Source organism: Bacillus sp. RC240 (genome assembly GCF_044907945.1).
Classification (GTDB): Bacteria; Bacillota; Bacilli; order Bacillales; family Bacillaceae_G; genus Bacillus_A; species Bacillus_A mycoides.
Window position 1 is genome coordinate 128,635 of record NZ_JBIYCT010000005.1, and the last position, 15,557, is coordinate 144,191.

Here is a 15,557-nt window from a genome sequence, read left to right on the forward strand (position 1 = left end):
TGCATGCATCCTTCTTATTCTGCAATTTTTTCTAAATTACCGTTTCGATCCATGCGGAAAGATGTTTGCGAGCGTTCCTCATCATCCATTACTGCTAATTTACGAGCACGGTTCATAATATTCATAAGCGTTTCGTAATCCTCTTGTACAGTATGAGATTGTTGTTCTAATTTTTCTAGTTTCTTTTCTAGCTCTTCATTTCGCAGAATTTGCGTTTTAATTTCTTGTTTCAATCTCGTATTCTCGTTTTCAAGAGCTGTTACTTTTATATTTGAAGATCCAACTGTTTGTAAAAAGTAAATAACATCTTGCATTGTTATTGAGCTTTTTGGAGCAGGGACAGTCGGCTCTTGATATGGAGTAGCTTCTGTATATTGAACAGCTGTTTCATACGGTACGTATTCTTCATAATCAGTTATCGCCGCCGCTGAAGCTGGTGGTGTGTAAAGCAAACGTTTTTTTGTCTGTTCACCGCCCGCAGCACGCATTTTATCTTTACGATGTTTTTTTGCTAGTTGAAGAGCTTGTTCATAGCTATAGCGAACAACAGCATTCCAGCGGAAACCACAAGCAGCAGATGTGCGATTTAACTGATCTCCTACTTCTTCAAAAGCATTTAATTGAGTACTTCCTTCTCGAACATGGCGAAGCACCGTTTCAGCAAGTAATAAATCGTCCTCGTCTGTCCAAGCATCTTGTCTTACTTTCATAGATTCAACTCCCTTTCTTTTTATGAACTTCCTATTTTTATAATGGGCAAAAAAATGAGCTTTTATACAAAGCTTTTAAAAATATGGTAGATTTCAATGAAGAGAAGAAATGTGGCTATGAATGATGAAAGCTTTTGAAGGAGAAAATATAAAAAATAGGTAGCTTTATATAGGAATAGAGCTACGCCCGGAGACTTGCAACAAGCTTCAAAGAGCGGTAAAATACCATTTAGTGTTTATTTTTAAATGTACTTGTGAAAAGTTTAAAATAGAGGAAGTGTTATATATAATGGGAAACGAATTTCGTGTGTGTGATGATTGTCAGGCAACGAACGTTAAAACGTTGATTCCGAAGTTAAAAAAAGTAGATTCATGTGCAACGATCGAGGTTGCATGTCAGTCTTACTGTGGCCCTGGTCGTAAAAAATCATTCGCGTTTGTAAATAATCGTCCAGTTGCGGCTCCAACAGAAGACGAATTAATTATAAAAATTGAAGCAAAGTTAAATAAGTAAGAAAAAGAAGAGTGAACAGATTACTCTTCTTTTTTATGTCCATAAGATAGCGTTTTGTATGAATTCGTATTTCAAAATAATGGTTGACAGTCTTTTGACGTGGTAGGTAGAATAGAAAGTGTCTGATTCTGAGAATCATTATCAGGAAAAAGGTCAATTCACCTAATTTTTTTATTATTATTTGAGAATAAATTTCATTTTATTAAATATATGTTGTTGGTTAGGATGGTTGAGGGATGGAAGCGAGCGCAAGGAGTATAGAACAGCAAGATGTGAATGTTAAAGAGATTAAGAGCAGACCGCTCGTTGCTTCTATTATTTTAATAGCAGGTACAATTTTGTTAGCTTTAAGCATGGCAGTTTCTATTTCGTTTGGTGCAGCAGATATTAGTTTAAAGACCGTTTGGCAAGCTGTATTTCAGTTTGATGGGTCTATAACGCATCATAACGTAATTCAAGAACTTCGCATGCCTAGAGCAATAGGGGGCGTAGTTGCAGGTGCCTTTTTAGCGGTATCAGGAGCAATTATGCAAGGTATGACACGAAATCCACTTGCATCCCCATCGTTAATGGGGATTACAGATGGTGCTGTATTCGGGATTGCAATTATGTATGCATTTTTTCCTAATTCACCTTATTTAATGTTTGTTATTGCATCTTTTATTGGAGCTGCGTTTGGAGCGAGCATTGTATATGGTATTGGGTCTTCTTCACCAGGTGGATTAACGCCTGTGAAATTAGCTTTAGCTGGTGCGGCAATTAGTGCTTTATTAGGGGCAATTTCATCTGGAATTGCATTGTATTTCAACCTTGCCCAAGAGGTAAGTATGTGGAATGCAGGCGGTGTTGCTGGAGTGAAATGGCAAAGTATTAATATGTTAGTACCGATTGGTCTTGTTTGTCTCATTATAGCAATTATGATGTCGAGATATATTACCATTTTAAGCTTTGGTGAAGAAATCGCGATTGGGCTAGGTCAAAATACGACATTAATTAAATTTATCGGAACAGTACTTGTTCTTGTATTAACGGGTTCTGCGGTTTCTATGGCAGGATCAGTTGGATTTGTTGGTCTTGTAATTCCACATATGACTCGTTTCCTTGTAGGCTCAGATTATAGATGGGTTATTCCATGTTCTGCGGTCTTAGGTGGATTGTTAATTGAATGTGCAGATATGTTATCTCGCGTTATTAATCCGCCATTTGAAACGCCAATTGGAGCAATTACAGCGCTAATTGGAGTTCCATTCTTCCTCTACTTAGCACGTAACGAAGGGAGAGGAAAGATGTGAGGACGAGTGTCTTAACAAAAAAGAACGTTTCTATTTTAACGATTTTAGTAGGATTAATCGTTGCTGTATTTTTAGTAAGCTTAAATACAGGAACATTTAAAATACCTCCAATGGATGTATTAAAGTCATTGGTTGGATTAGGTGCAGAAGATCAATCTGTTATTTTATTTGAATTTCGTATGCCACGTATGGTTATTGCTATATTAGTCGGTTCTGCATTAGCTATGTCAGGTGCAATTTTACAAGGGTTATCACGAAATCCACTTGCTGATCCAGGTATTATAGGTATTAACGCTGGAGCGGGATTAACAGTTGTTGTCTTCGTCTACTTTTTCTTTGGAAAAGTTGGAACAGGTACATTTTTATCTGTATTTATCCTTCCATTCTTTGCGCTAGTTGGTGCGATATTAGCAGCGGTTATTATTTATTTACTAGCATGGAAAGACGGCATTTCATCCACTCGATTAATTCTTGTTGGTATCGCTGTTGCAGCCGGATTTGGTGCTGTTAGTTTAATTTTTTCTATGAAGATGACATCGAACGACTTCCGTTTTGCAACGATTTGGTTGGCAGGAAGTTTATGGGGAACAGATTGGAAGTTCGTACTAAGTGTACTCCCCTGGATGGTTATTTTCTTACCACTTGCCATTAGTAAAGCGCACATATTAAATGTAATGAATTTAGGCGACTCTACAGCAGTTGGTCTTGGTGTAAACGTAGAAAAGGAAAGACGTAAATTATTATTTATTGCAGTTTGTTTAGCTGGTGCATCTGTCGCTGTTGCGGGCGGTATTGGTTTTATCGGTTTAATGGCTCCGCATTTAGCGAGAAGCCTCGTTGGTGGTAAACATCAAATTATGTTACCAACGGCTGCATTAATAGGAACGTTCTTGCTTTTATTTGCAGATGTAATTTCAAGAAGTGTGTTACCAACTTCAGAAATACCGGTCGGTCTTGTTATTTCTGTAATTGGTGCACCATATTTCATATATTTACTTATGAGGACAAAATAAAGGGAGGCTTTTTGTATGGCAACTTTAGCAGTTGATGCGGTATCTGTTGGGTATAATGAAGGGTTAATTATAGATGGATTAACAGTTGAAATTCCGGAAGGACAAATTACAACGATTATTGGACCAAATGGTTGTGGGAAATCCACATTATTAAAAACGGCTTCTCGTATTTTGAAAGCAAAACGAGGTACTGTTTATCTTGATGGAAAAGCAATTGAGAAACAGCCAACGAAAGAAATCGCAAAGAAAATGGCGATTTTACCACAAACTGCAGAAGTGCCAACAGGCCTTACTGTGTTTGAACTTGTTTCATATGGACGTTTTCCTCATCAAAAAGGATTTGGAACATTGAAAGAAGAGGATTATCGCTACATTCATTGGGCACTTGAAGTGACGGGGATGACAGAATTTGCAAATCGCCCAGCAGAAGCTTTATCAGGTGGTCAGCGTCAGCGTGTATGGATTGCGATGGCTCTTGCACAAGGAACAGATTTACTCGTGTTAGATGAACCAACAACATACTTAGATATGGCTCATCAACTTGAGGTATTAAACTTACTGAAGAAGTTAAACAAAGAAGAAGGCAGAACGATTGTTATGGTTATTCACGATTTAAATCATGCTTCTCGTTTCTCTGATCATATGATTGCATTAAAAGCTGGGAAGTTAATGAAACAAGGAACGCCAGATGAAGTTATGACAAGTGAAACGCTTCGTAACGTATTTGAAATCGAAGCTCAAATCGTTCCATGTCCAGTAAACTGTAAACCAATTTGTTTAACATACGATTTAGCGATGATTAATAATCAATTGCGTAAAAAAGCATAATTAATAGAATTTCCCCCTCTTAAAGAGGTGAGAGGGGGAGTTCTAATGGACGTTGAGCTTCTTACCCACGGATGGGAAGTTGAACGCCCGTTAGAACGGGTTATAAACAACAGTTAATAAAAATATATTAATTAAATGTTGTTTTCGTTTCTTATAGTTACATGCAAATTATAAGAGAAATACAGCTAGAAGGAGTCGGAATATGAAGAATTTTAAAATGGCACTATTAGCAATGGTACTAGTTGTTACTTCTGTACTATTTGCAGCTTGTTCTAACAAAGAAGAAGAAAAGAAAGCAGATGCGAAGACTGAAGAGCGCACTGTACAACACGCAAAAGGGGAAATTAAAATTCCTGCAAATCCAAAGAAAATTGCTGACCTTAGTGGTTCAACAGAAGAATTATTAATCTTTGGTATGAAACCAATTATTACTGCTAATACATCTCAAGAAAAAATTGATGCACATATTGTAAATAAATTAAAAGACGTTAAACCAGTTGGTTCTGCTTGGGGCGATAAAATTAACATCGAAGCAGTGGCTGCTGCAAAACCAGACTTAATTATTGTAAACAATCGTCAAGAAAAAATTTATGATCAATTATCTAAAATTGCACCAACAGTTATGTTAAAAACTCCATTAGACCAATGGCGTCCAAAATTCGAAGAAGTAGGTCAAATCTTAGGTAAAGAGAAAGAAACAAAAGAATGGTTCAAACAGTATGATGAAAAAGCAAGCAAATTACATGACAAAATCATCGCTAAAACTGGTGATGCAACATTCATGAAAATGGCTGCATATCCAAACGCATTCCGCGTATACGGTGACTACGGTTACGGTAGCGTAATCTTTAATGACTTAAAATTACCAGCAGTTAAAGGTACACCAACTGATAAACCGCTAGTACAAGTACAAAAAGAAGCTTTAATTGATTACAACCCAGATTACTTATTCGTATTTACAACGGGTGATGGTTCTCAGCGCTTAAAAGAATTCCAAGAAGAATCAATTTGGAAAAACATGAACGCTGTTAAAAACAACCACGTATTTACAATTAGCAATGAAGACCTAAATAAAGGATACTTCCCACTAGGTAAAGAAATGATCTTAGACGAAGTTGCTGAGTTTGTTTTAGGAAAATAATATATAAAGAAAAATCACTTTTACTTCGGTAAAAGTGATTTTTCTTTATATACAAGGAATTAATACAGTCTTTCATTTCTTTCTGTTTCCTATATCGTTTATAATATATAGTAAGAATGCAGTAAAGAAAGGGGGATGTCGGAAGGTGGTATATTTAAACGACAAACTCAGCGAAACAAAAGTGTTTAAAGACCCAGTACATAAATATGTGCACGTGCGTGATCGTGTTATTTGGGATTTAATCGGAACGAAAGAATTTCAACGCTTGCGCCGTATTAAGCAGCTTGGAACGACATTTTTTACATTTCACGGTGCAGAGCATAGTCGCTTTACTCATTCGTTAGGTGTATATGAAATTATTCGTCGTATGATTGATGATGTGTTTGATGGCAGACCAAATTGGAATGCTGAAGATAGATTATTATGTTTATGTGCGGCATTACTTCATGATGTCGGTCACGGCCCGTTTTCTCACTCGTTTGAAAAAGTATTTTCGTTAGATCATGAGAAATTTACGCAAAAGATTATCGTTGGCAATACGGAAATTAACGATGTGTTAAGCCGTGTTGATAAGGAGTTTCCGCAAAAGGTAGCAGATGTAATTGCGAAAACATCTACTAATAAATTAGCGATTAGTATGATTTCAAGCCAAATTGATGCTGATCGTATGGATTATTTATTAAGAGATGCATATTTTACTGGCGTAAAGTATGGGAATTTTGATATGGAACGTATACTGCGTGTCATGCGCCCGTACGGTAATCAAGTTGTCATTAAAAATAGTGGTATGCATGCTGTAGAGCATTATATTATGAGCCGTTATCAAATGTATTGGCAAGTATATTTTCATCCGGTAACACGTAGTGCAGAAGTTATTTTAACGAAGATTTTACACCGAGCTAAATCGTTGCATGAGAAGTATTATGCGTTTAAATATCATCCTGTTCATTTCTATTCTTTATTTGAAGAAGAAGTGACAGTAGAGGATTATTTAAAGTTAGACGAGAACGTAATGTATTATTACTTCCAAGTATGGCAAGAGGAAGAAGATCCAATTTTAAGTGACTTATGCCGTCGTTTTATGAATCGAAATCTATTTAAATATGTAGAGTTTACAGATAAGCACGGTTTAGATAATTGGATGGAATTAAGTAGCTTATTTAAGAAGATTGGACTAGATCCAGAGTATTATTTAGTTGTTGATTCAACATCAGACTTACCGTATGACTTTTACCGTGCAGGAGAAGAAGAAGAGCGTCTGCCAATCTTACTCCTTATGCCGAATGGGGAACTTAGAGAGCTTTCGCGTGAATCGGATATTGTTGAGGCGATTACGGGTAAGAAGAGAACGGATCAAAAGTTATTCTATCCGCATGATTTAATCTATGAAGATGGAAGAAAAGGAAAATATAAAGAGAGAATTATCGAGTTGTTAGAAGGAAAGAAATAAGAAGCAGCTAAGAGCTGCTTCTTATGAAAAAACTTGAAATTATTTGTCGCTTAAGCGTTTTCCGCCAACTGCATAATGGTTTTTAGACATTTCTTCGATGAAAACAACGATGTTTTCTTCAGGAGCACCAGTTGTTTCGCTTACTGCTGCTGTTACTTTCTCAGCAAGAGCTTTCTTTTGTTCTTCTGTGCGTCCTTCTAGCATTTTCACTGTTACGTATGGCATGTATAATCGCTCCTTTTATGTAAGTTACACTCTTATTATAGCGGATTATGAGGAAGAACAATCGGAAAAACAAATAATTTCTTTTTTTGACATATGGAAGAGGAGATGAGTTATGGATCAGTTATTTAGATACCCATTGCAACAAATTCCATTGGTAGCAATGGCGATTATTATTGCGCTATCTGTGCATGAATTTGCACATGCGTATGTTGCATATAAATTTGGAGACGATACAGCGAAAAAGCAAGGACGTTTAACATTATCACCGATGGCTCATTTAGATCCTATCGGTATGATTGCTGTACTAATTCTTGGATTCGGTTGGGCAAGACCAGTACCTGTTAATCCGTATAACTTTAAAAGACCGCGTCTTGCGGGAATATTAGTTTCTATTGCGGGACCGATAAGTAATCTTATCTTAAGTGCAATAGGTTTAATTATTTGGTATAGCTTAATAACGTTTGGTGTGTTAGATGCGATGCCACTTGCAGTAGCAGATACGCTGGATCAATTTTTCCAAATTTTTATTATGCTTAATATTGTTTTACTTGTATTTAATTTATTACCAATCCCGCCACTTGATGGGTATCGCGTTGTGGAAGATTTAGCACCAGCAAATATTCGTGCGAAAATGACACAGTATGAAAAGTATGGATCAATTGCGTTATTAATTCTTGTTATTACACCGCTTAGCAATTACACAATTCAACCTATTTTCAATGTTGTTATTCCATATGTATTAGTATTTTTACAAAATATCATTGCGCCTATTTTCAGGCTTTTTTAATCATTAAGCGAGGAGGAGTTTACATATGACAGAGAAAAAGAAAAAAATCGGTTTTAATATCGTGAAAAATGATTCAACAGATGGACATGGTGGTTTTGGCGTTGGGGCATTAAGTTTAGAAAATATTTCTCCTGTATTTGTTGATGTATTAGAGAAAACTGCGTTCGTTGATATCGGTGCGATGCATGCGCGTAGTACAGTAGAAAAAGGAATTAAGTTTTTAACAAATAAAGATGAAGTTCCAAACGGAAAACCGTTTTGGCTTGTTTGGGTAACAATTGAAAGAACACCAAACGGTGCTTATTACGCAGGTGCAACAGCCTGTGAAATGACAGTTGATCGTGAAATTCGCCGCGGATATAAATCACTTCCAGAGCATGTAAATAAAATGGATAAATCCCTAAAGCGTCACATCATGATTGATCATATGGATGAATCATCTAAAAAAGTACTTGGTACATTCTTAAAAGAGCATAATAAAGCAATTTGGAACGAATCTAGTGAAGAATTGCGCCACGCATTATTAGGCGAATAAAAATAGCTGACGGATTTCCGTCAGCTATTTTTTTACCACGGGAGATATTTTTTCCACCAACCCGTCTTTTTCTTCTCTTCACTAACCTTTTCGAACTCTTCCTTATCATCAACGTGATCCATACAATACTCTGTTGGCTCTGTACCTTTTGCGAAATACATTTTCACAGAAATGGGACAATTTTTTGTAGCAATCTTACCGTTTTCAGGATTAACATCGACTGCAACAACATCTGCTGGTTGTTTAAACTCTTGTTTAGGCTGTCCATCTAATCCTTTTTCCATTGTATCGGTCCATATTTTTTTTGCGTATCCTTGTTCTGCTACGTTTGAAATGGATTTAGGTTGATCGTATCCAATCCAAACCCCTGTTACAAGTTGTGGGGTAAATCCAATCATCCAACTATCAGTTTCTGTAGAACCAGACTTTCCAGCATATGTTCTTGATAGTTTTGATAACATCGATTGACCGGTCACAGCGGCATAACTGCTTAGTTTTTTATTAAACATACCTGCCATCATTTCTTCCATCACAAAGGCTTTGCTTTTATCTAGAACTTGTTTACTTTCTAAATGAGCGTCGTATAGCATATTTCCTTCATGATCAACGATGCGCCTTATAAAGATTGGTTTTACTTCTTTCCCGCCGTTTGCAAACATGCTATAAGCATTGACCATTTCAATTGGTTTTACAGGAGATGTGCCGAGAGCAAGAGACGGAACATCTTTTAATGCGCTAGTAATACCGAATTGCTTCGCTGTTTTTGTAAGAATGTCTTCGCCTAAAAATAGATTTGTCTTCACAGCATATACGTTATCAGAAACAGCGAGTGCTTGTGCCATTGTCACAAAGTCGTCTGCATAATAGTTTTTATAATTTTTCGGTTTATATTTGGAAACACCGTCACCTAAAGTGAATACAGTATATTCGCTTTTTAAGCGCGTAGCAGGGGTGAATCCTCGTTCTAAGGCTGCGTAATATAGGAATGGCTTAAATGTAGAGCCGGGCTGACGAGCGGCTTGTGTAGCTCTGTTAAATTGACTCGTATTATAATCAGTTCCACCAACAAGGGCAGCCACTTCACCCGTTTTTGGATTCATAGAGACGAGGGCAGTTTGGATGTTTGTTGTTTCAGGTATATGGTTTTTTACAGCCTGCTCTGCTACAGATTGTAATTTAGGGTCTAGCGTTGTATAAATACGTAAGCCACCTCGCTGTAAGGCTTGCTCATCTAATCCGATATCACGAAGAAGGGAAGCTTGTACAGCATCTTGGAAATAAGGCGCGACCTCTGCAACTTTTTTCGTATCCAATGAAGCAAAAGTAAGTGTTTCCTTTTTTGCTGAGGTAGCTTGCTGTTTTGTAATATAACCTTGTTCTACCATTTCATCTAGTATGAGAGATTGACGCCCTTTAGCACGCTCCTCTTTTAAAAAGGGAGAGTAGAAGCTAGGTCCTTTCGGAATGCCTGCGAGCATACTAGCTTCTGCTAATGTTAATTCTTTTGCAGTTTTATCGAAATACAGGCGAGAAGCAGCTTCGATTCCGTAAGCACCATGCCCGTAATAAATTGTATTTAAATATCCTTCTAAAATATGATTTTTATTATAGTTCACTTCAAGGCGAACGGTATACATTGCCTCTAATAGTTTACGCTTCCACGTTTTATCATGATCTAAGTATAGGTTACGAGCATACTGTTGTGTAATAGTACTAGCACCTTGTACTTTTGCCATTGCTTTTAAATCGGCAACAATGGCACCAACAATGCGCTTTATATCAAATCCATGATGTTTGTAGAATCGTTGATCTTCAATAGATAGTGTTGCCTCTTTTACATAAGGAGAAATTTCATCAAGAGATACATTATAGCGCTTTTGTGTTTCATTACTTTGTCCTATAACAGTGTCATCATTAGCGTAAAAGACACTCGTTTGCGGCACTGCAACAGGGGGAGGCCCCATAATTTTTGCAGCTATAATGATAATAAAAAAGGAAAAAACGAAAAAAAGAACACAAGAAAACATTACGGTGAAGAAAAGACGTTTATATTTTTTAAGTTTTGGATTCATAGTTTGATCCATCTTTTTCAGCCCCTCATTAATACAAGCATTATTGTATTAGTATTGAGGGTTTTCGTTTATTTTAAACAATGAAATTTTGAAAACAAAAAAGCCCCTTCAATTAAGAAAGGAGCTCAAAGGCACGTGCTGGCCAATCGGTAATGATGACATCTACACCATAGTCAATCATAGTTTGTAAATCTTTATATTCATTAATGGTGTAAGGACGAAAAACGTATCCTTGCCCCTGTGCTAATTGGACAAACTCTTTCGTTAATAATTGAAAGTTTGGATGTAATCCAGTCGCCTCGCGCCTTTTTGCTTCAGCAATAGGATCTGCAAGTGGTGTATCGTACAAAATCGCTCTTGGAATTTCTGGAGCAATTTCTGCTAATAATGAAACGGAATCGTGGTTAAATGATGAAAATGCAATTTGATTGGATAGATGATATTCACGAACAAGAGCAACAACTTTTTCTTCAATATTTGGATAATGAAGAACATCTGTTTTTAATTCAATGTTAAGTTGTAAATTTGTTGTAGAGAGCCAAATAAATACTTCTCGTAATGTTGGGATTTTCGCCTCATGGAAAGAAGGATCTTTATGGCTACCAGCATCTAAAGCTTGTAATTCCTCTACAGTTTTTTCAGAAACAAGTCCTATGCCATTTGTTGTACGATCGACGGTTTCGTCGTGAATTACGACAAGTTCACCATCTTTTGATAAATGGACATCAAGTTCAATTCCATGAGCACCAATGCGTTCGGCTTCTTGAAAGGCAATCATCGTATTCTCTGGATGTGTCCCTTTTACCCCGCGGTGAGCGAAAATAAGTGGTTTATTCATGTGAAAATCTCCTTATCATCTCTTTTTCTTCATTATGAAACTGCCTTGGAAAAAATACAATTGAATAGGACAAACATTTACAAAAGTCTAACAGTTGCATAAAAGTTAACGTTAACGTAAAATGTAACAATCAAGTGAAGGGAGGAATAAACATGTATAAAATCGATGAAGTAACAAAGCAAGTTGGTTTAACAAAGCGTACACTTCGTTATTATGAGGAAATTGGTTTAATTCATCCCCCAGAACGAAGTGAGGGGAACATTCGCCTGTATACAGACGAGGACATTGCGAGAATTAAAAGGATTGTGGAAGCGAAAGAAGTACTAGGAATTACGCTTCAAGAAATGCAACATTTCTTATCGTTAAAAGAAAGAATGGAACAAAGAAGAAATAGTGAGAATCCGCGTGACCGTGAAGTGATTCAAGAAATTAAAGAGATGCTTGAAAAACAAGTGCAAACGTTAGACGAAAAAATGGAGCAAATGCAGCGTGTTAAAGCAGAGCTAGAGGATAGTTTAAGCCGTGCAGTTACATTTTTAGAGAATACAAAAGGAGAGTAATCAAAATGGAGAGCAAACAAAAATTAGGGAGATTGATTACAGTGGTGGCTACCTTCCTTGCCTTTTCAGGTATAGGAGTAGTCGACCCAATTTTACCAAGTATTGCTGAACAAATTGGTGCTTCGCATTGGCAAGTCGAGATGTTATTTACAGCTTATATTTTAACGATGGCAATTATGATGTTACCAGCTGGAATATTTGCATCAAGATTTGGTGATAAACGAATGATGACAATCGGTCTTGCGATTGTAACTGTATTTGCATTTATATGTGGTATATCGCAAACGATTGCTCAATTATCTCTTTTCCGCGCGGGGTGGGGATTAGGAAATGCGATGTTCTTCGCAACGGCGATGACATTATTAATTGCATTAAGTAAAGAAGTTCATGAAGCAGTAGGATTATATGAAGCAGCTATCGGTTTAGGGATGGCAGGTGGCCCATTGTTAGGTGGTATATTAGGTGGACATTCTTGGCGTTACCCATTTTTTGCGACGAGTATTTTAATTTCTTTAGCATTTATTTTAGTTTTCTTTTTTGTAAAAGAACCGGAGCGAAAAGTGAAGCGTAAAGCAGCGGGCGTAGGTGAATTAATTAACCTAGTGAAGTATAAACCGTTTATGCAAGGTGCCATTTCCGGGATGTTATATTACTACGGATTTTTCGTCGTGTTAGCATATTCACCACTTATTATGCATTTATCTGCTATTCAATTAGGATTTGTATTTTGCGGATGGGGATTAGCATTAGCTTACGGATCAGCAATTTTAGCGCATAAGCTAGAAGGTAAATATGAACCGAAAACATTGTTAAAAGGTAGTTTACTCGTATTTGCGATTTTCTTAATTGCACTATTCTTCGTTAAAATTATGTGGTTACAAATCGTATTAATCGTTCTATCAGGATTAGCATCAGGCTTAAATAACGCGTTATTTACAAGTTATGTAATGGATATTTCACCTTATGAAAGATCTGTTACATCAGGTGTTTATAACTTCGTTCGTTGGTTAGGGGGCGCGATTGCTCCAATTTTATCAGGAGTCATCGGTCATACAGTTTCACCACAAAGTCCGTTTTTAGTCGGTGGAATTGTTGTGTTAGTTGGTTGCGTAATGATCTTAATTCCGATTCGTAAACCGGTAGAAATAGAGACAGAAGCCCTTTCTTAAGAAAGGGTTTTCTTTCCTATTACAGAGCAAACCCTTTTTACATATATGTTAGAACCCTCTGACTAAAATATATTTTCGGTATTTTTTTACTTTTAACTATACTTTTTGGATGTTTTGTTTTATTTTTGGTAGGGGACATTAATGATGTCCCCATTATAAATTTGCAGCGAAAGGCGTGATTGTACGATGGAACTATGGTTCACTGAAAAACAAACAAAGCATTTTGGAATTACGGCGCGTATTAACCGCACATTACATACGGAGCAAACAGAATTTCAAAAGCTTGATATGGTTGAAACGGAAGAGTTCGGAAACATGCTTATTTTAGACGGCATGGTTATGACGACAGAAAAGGACGAGTTCGTTTATCATGAAATGGTAGCGCACGTACCTTTATTTACACATCCAAACCCTGAAAACGTATTAGTAGTAGGCGGTGGCGATGGTGGTGTTATTCGTGAAGTGTTAAAACACCCAAGCGTGAAGAAAGCAACTCTTGTTGAAATCGATGGAAAAGTAATTGAGTACTCTAAGCAGTACTTACCATCAATTGCAGGTGCATTAGATGATGAGCGTGTAGAAGTAAAAGTAGGAGACGGTTTCCTACACATCGCAGAAAGCGAAAACGAATATGACGTAATTATGGTAGATTCTACTGAGCCAGTAGGCCCAGCAGTAAACCTATTTACAAAAGGCTTCTACGCTGGAATTTCAAAAGCGTTAAAAGAAGATGGTATTTTCGTTGCCCAAACGGACAACCCTTGGTTTACACCAGAACTAATTACAACTGTGTTTAAAGACGTAAAAGAGATTTTTCCAATTACTCGTCTATACACAGCAAACATTCCGACGTATCCAAGTGGACTTTGGACGTTCACAATCGGATCTAAAAAACATGATCCATTAGAAGTAAGTGAAGAGCGTTTCCATGAAATCGAAACGAAATATTACACAAAAGAATTACACAATGCAGCATTCGCATTACCGAAATTTGTTGGCGATTTAATTAAGTAAGAAAATCGAGTTTGAACAAATAAAGTGTAAGTAGTTCATTTAAGGTGTTTGTCCAGAAGACTTGAACATGCTAGCTACTTACACTCCTATATATAAAATAGTCTTCTTATCGTTAAAAAAGAAGACCCCGGTAAATCGAGAAAGAGGAGCAATGCGCTCCAAATTTGAGAAATAGTGAAAGGTTGGGATACCTTAAGTTCCACATAAGGAGGAAAAGAATATGCGTTTTGATGAAGCTTATTCAGGTAAAGTATTTATTAAAAGTCATCCAAGTTTTGAAGAGTCAGAGGCAGTTATTTACGGGATGCCTATGGATTGGACAGTAAGTTTCCGTCCAGGATCTCGCTTTGGCCCTGCACGTATTCGTGAAGTATCAATCGGTCTTGAAGAATATAGTCCGTATTTAGATCGTGAACTAGAAGAGGTAAAATATTTTGATGCGGGTGATATCCCATTACCATTTGGGAATCCACAGCGCAGCATAGACATGATTGAAGAATATGTAACAAAACTATTAGGTGCCGGTAAGTTTCCACTAGGTCTCGGCGGAGAGCACTTAGTGTCTTGGCCAATTTTTAAGGCAATGGCAAAAAAATATCCGGATTTAGCAATCATCCATATGGATGCTCATACTGACTTACGTGAGTCATATGAGGGAGAGCCTTTATCCCACTCTACACCAATTCGTAAAGTGTGCGATTTAATTGGTCCGGAAAACGTATATTCTTTCGGTATTCGTTCTGGAATGAAGGAAGAATTCGAATGGGCAAAAGAAGTAGGTATGAACTTATATAAATTTGACGTATTAGAACCGTTAAAGGAAGTATTACCGAAACTCGCAGGACGCCCAGTCTATGTCACAATTGACATCGACGTATTAGACCCAGCTCATGCTCCTGGAACAGGAACATTAGAAGCTGGAGGTATCACATCTAAAGAACTATTAGAGTCCATCGTAGCAATTGCAAATTCAAATATACAAGTAGTCGGAGCAGACTTAGTAGAAGTAGCTCCGGTCTACGATCATAGTGATCAAACACCAATCGCAGCAAGCAAATTCGTGCGGGAAATGCTGCTCGGCTGGGTGAAGTAAAAGCGGAGGCAGCTTGTTCAGAATCGCAGGTCATTGGAATGCTCGACCGAGAAGCGCTTTTGGCTTCGAATGAGAGTGTGAAATGGCCGGAGATTCTAGCTGCTGTAGCTGGATAAAGTAAAAGTGAAGCCGACTCAAAAAGTGTTTTGAGCCGGCTTCTTTTATTAATAGGTAGGTTATTATTGTCTTATTTAGTAGTTAAGTCGATATCCTTTGTCGAAACGTCTATATATGCGGAGTTGTGTTCAATATAATTTCACTTACCGTCACGCGACATAAAAAAGAGCTATTCTCAAACGATGAGAATAGCTCCCTT

Annotated in this window: 16 protein-coding genes; 12 read left to right on the forward strand and 4 right to left on the reverse strand. The window is 37.2% G+C overall.

What is annotated here, in order from left to right; translation table 11 throughout:
* Positions 1-14: 14 nt before the first annotated feature.
* Entirely contained in the window at positions 15-710 is a 696-nt protein-coding gene (locus ABH955_RS18010; RefSeq protein ID WP_002089813.1) for an RsfA family transcriptional regulator, read from the reverse strand.
* A gap of 289 nt (positions 711-999) precedes the next feature.
* Between ABH955_RS18010 and ABH955_RS18015 the strand changes: the two genes are divergently transcribed.
* From ABH955_RS18015 to ABH955_RS18040, 6 genes are all read left to right on the forward strand, one after another.
* A complete protein-coding gene (locus ABH955_RS18015) occupies positions 1,000-1,224 on the forward strand; it encodes a YuzB family protein (RefSeq protein ID WP_002089811.1) in 225 nt (74 codons plus the stop codon).
* Positions 1,225-1,460: 236 nt separating this feature from the next.
* A complete protein-coding gene (locus ABH955_RS18020) occupies positions 1,461-2,516 on the forward strand; it encodes a FecCD family ABC transporter permease (RefSeq protein WP_000388282.1) in 1,056 nt (351 codons plus the stop codon).
* The gene (locus tag ABH955_RS18025) at positions 2,513-3,529 is read left to right on the forward strand and encodes a FecCD family ABC transporter permease (RefSeq protein ID WP_404454819.1); all 1,017 of its coding nucleotides are present in this window, start codon (positions 2,513-2,515) and stop codon (positions 3,527-3,529) included. Before ABH955_RS18020 ends, ABH955_RS18025 begins: the two co-directional genes overlap by 4 nt.
* Before the next feature lie 15 nt (positions 3,530-3,544).
* Entirely contained in the window at positions 3,545-4,357 is an 813-nt protein-coding gene (locus tag ABH955_RS18030; protein WP_000212073.1) for an ABC transporter ATP-binding protein, read from the forward strand.
* 202 nt (positions 4,358-4,559) lie between these two features.
* Entirely contained in the window at positions 4,560-5,498 is a 939-nt protein-coding gene (locus tag ABH955_RS18035) for an ABC transporter substrate-binding protein (RefSeq protein ID WP_404454816.1), read from the forward strand.
* Positions 5,499-5,643: 145 nt separating this feature from the next.
* Entirely contained in the window at positions 5,644-6,948 is a 1,305-nt protein-coding gene (locus ABH955_RS18040) for an HD domain-containing protein (RefSeq protein WP_002089804.1), read from the forward strand.
* A 39-nt stretch (positions 6,949-6,987) separates the two neighbouring features.
* Here the strand turns inward: ABH955_RS18040 and ABH955_RS18045 are convergent, their stop codons facing one another.
* Positions 6,988-7,173 carry a 2-hydroxymuconate tautomerase gene (locus ABH955_RS18045; RefSeq protein ID WP_001147171.1) on the reverse strand — a complete coding sequence of 62 codons (186 nt, stop codon included), beginning with the start codon at positions 7,171-7,173 and terminating at the stop codon, positions 6,988-6,990.
* A gap of 112 nt (positions 7,174-7,285) precedes the next feature.
* Here ABH955_RS18045 and ABH955_RS18050 point away from each other — a divergent pair, with 112 nt between their 5' ends.
* Together ABH955_RS18050 and ABH955_RS18055 are read left to right on the forward strand one after the other, a co-directional pair.
* Entirely contained in the window at positions 7,286-7,960 is a 675-nt protein-coding gene (locus ABH955_RS18050) for a site-2 protease family protein (RefSeq protein WP_002016358.1), read from the forward strand.
* A gap of 25 nt (positions 7,961-7,985) precedes the next feature.
* Positions 7,986-8,495, forward strand: coding sequence for a YwhD family protein (locus tag ABH955_RS18055; RefSeq protein ID WP_404491411.1), 510 nt, complete (start codon positions 7,986-7,988; stop codon positions 8,493-8,495).
* A gap of 32 nt (positions 8,496-8,527) precedes the next feature.
* Here the strand turns inward: ABH955_RS18055 and ABH955_RS18060 are convergent, their stop codons facing one another.
* Complete coding sequence (locus ABH955_RS18060; protein WP_002167313.1) at positions 8,528-10,579, reverse strand: transglycosylase domain-containing protein; 2,052 nt, start codon at positions 10,577-10,579, stop codon at positions 8,528-8,530.
* A gap of 100 nt (positions 10,580-10,679) precedes the next feature.
* Positions 10,680-11,405 carry a glycerophosphodiester phosphodiesterase gene (locus tag ABH955_RS18065; RefSeq protein WP_219300794.1) on the reverse strand — a complete coding sequence of 242 codons (726 nt, stop codon included), beginning with the start codon at positions 11,403-11,405 and terminating at the stop codon, positions 10,680-10,682.
* 152 nt (positions 11,406-11,557) lie between these two features.
* On the opposite strand from ABH955_RS18065, the gene ABH955_RS18070 reads away from it, so the two are divergent.
* The 4 genes from ABH955_RS18070 (at position 11,558) to speB (ending at position 15,241) form a co-directional block, all read left to right on the forward strand.
* On the forward strand, positions 11,558-11,965 hold the full coding sequence (locus tag ABH955_RS18070; protein ID WP_002016353.1) for a MerR family transcriptional regulator: 408 nt from the start codon (positions 11,558-11,560) through the stop codon (positions 11,963-11,965).
* Positions 11,966-11,970: 5 nt separating this feature from the next.
* Positions 11,971-13,134 (forward strand): MFS transporter, encoded by a 1,164-nt coding sequence (locus tag ABH955_RS18075; RefSeq protein ID WP_404491413.1) that lies wholly within the window; start codon positions 11,971-11,973, stop codon positions 13,132-13,134.
* A 186-nt stretch (positions 13,135-13,320) separates the two neighbouring features.
* Positions 13,321-14,148, forward strand: coding sequence for a polyamine aminopropyltransferase (gene speE, locus ABH955_RS18080; protein ID WP_000424693.1), 828 nt, complete (start codon positions 13,321-13,323; stop codon positions 14,146-14,148).
* A gap of 220 nt (positions 14,149-14,368) precedes the next feature.
* Positions 14,369-15,241: an agmatinase gene (speB, locus tag ABH955_RS18085; RefSeq protein WP_404491415.1), complete on the forward strand. Its 873-nt coding sequence runs from the start codon at positions 14,369-14,371 to the stop codon at positions 15,239-15,241.
* Positions 15,242-15,557: the final 316 nt, after the last annotated feature.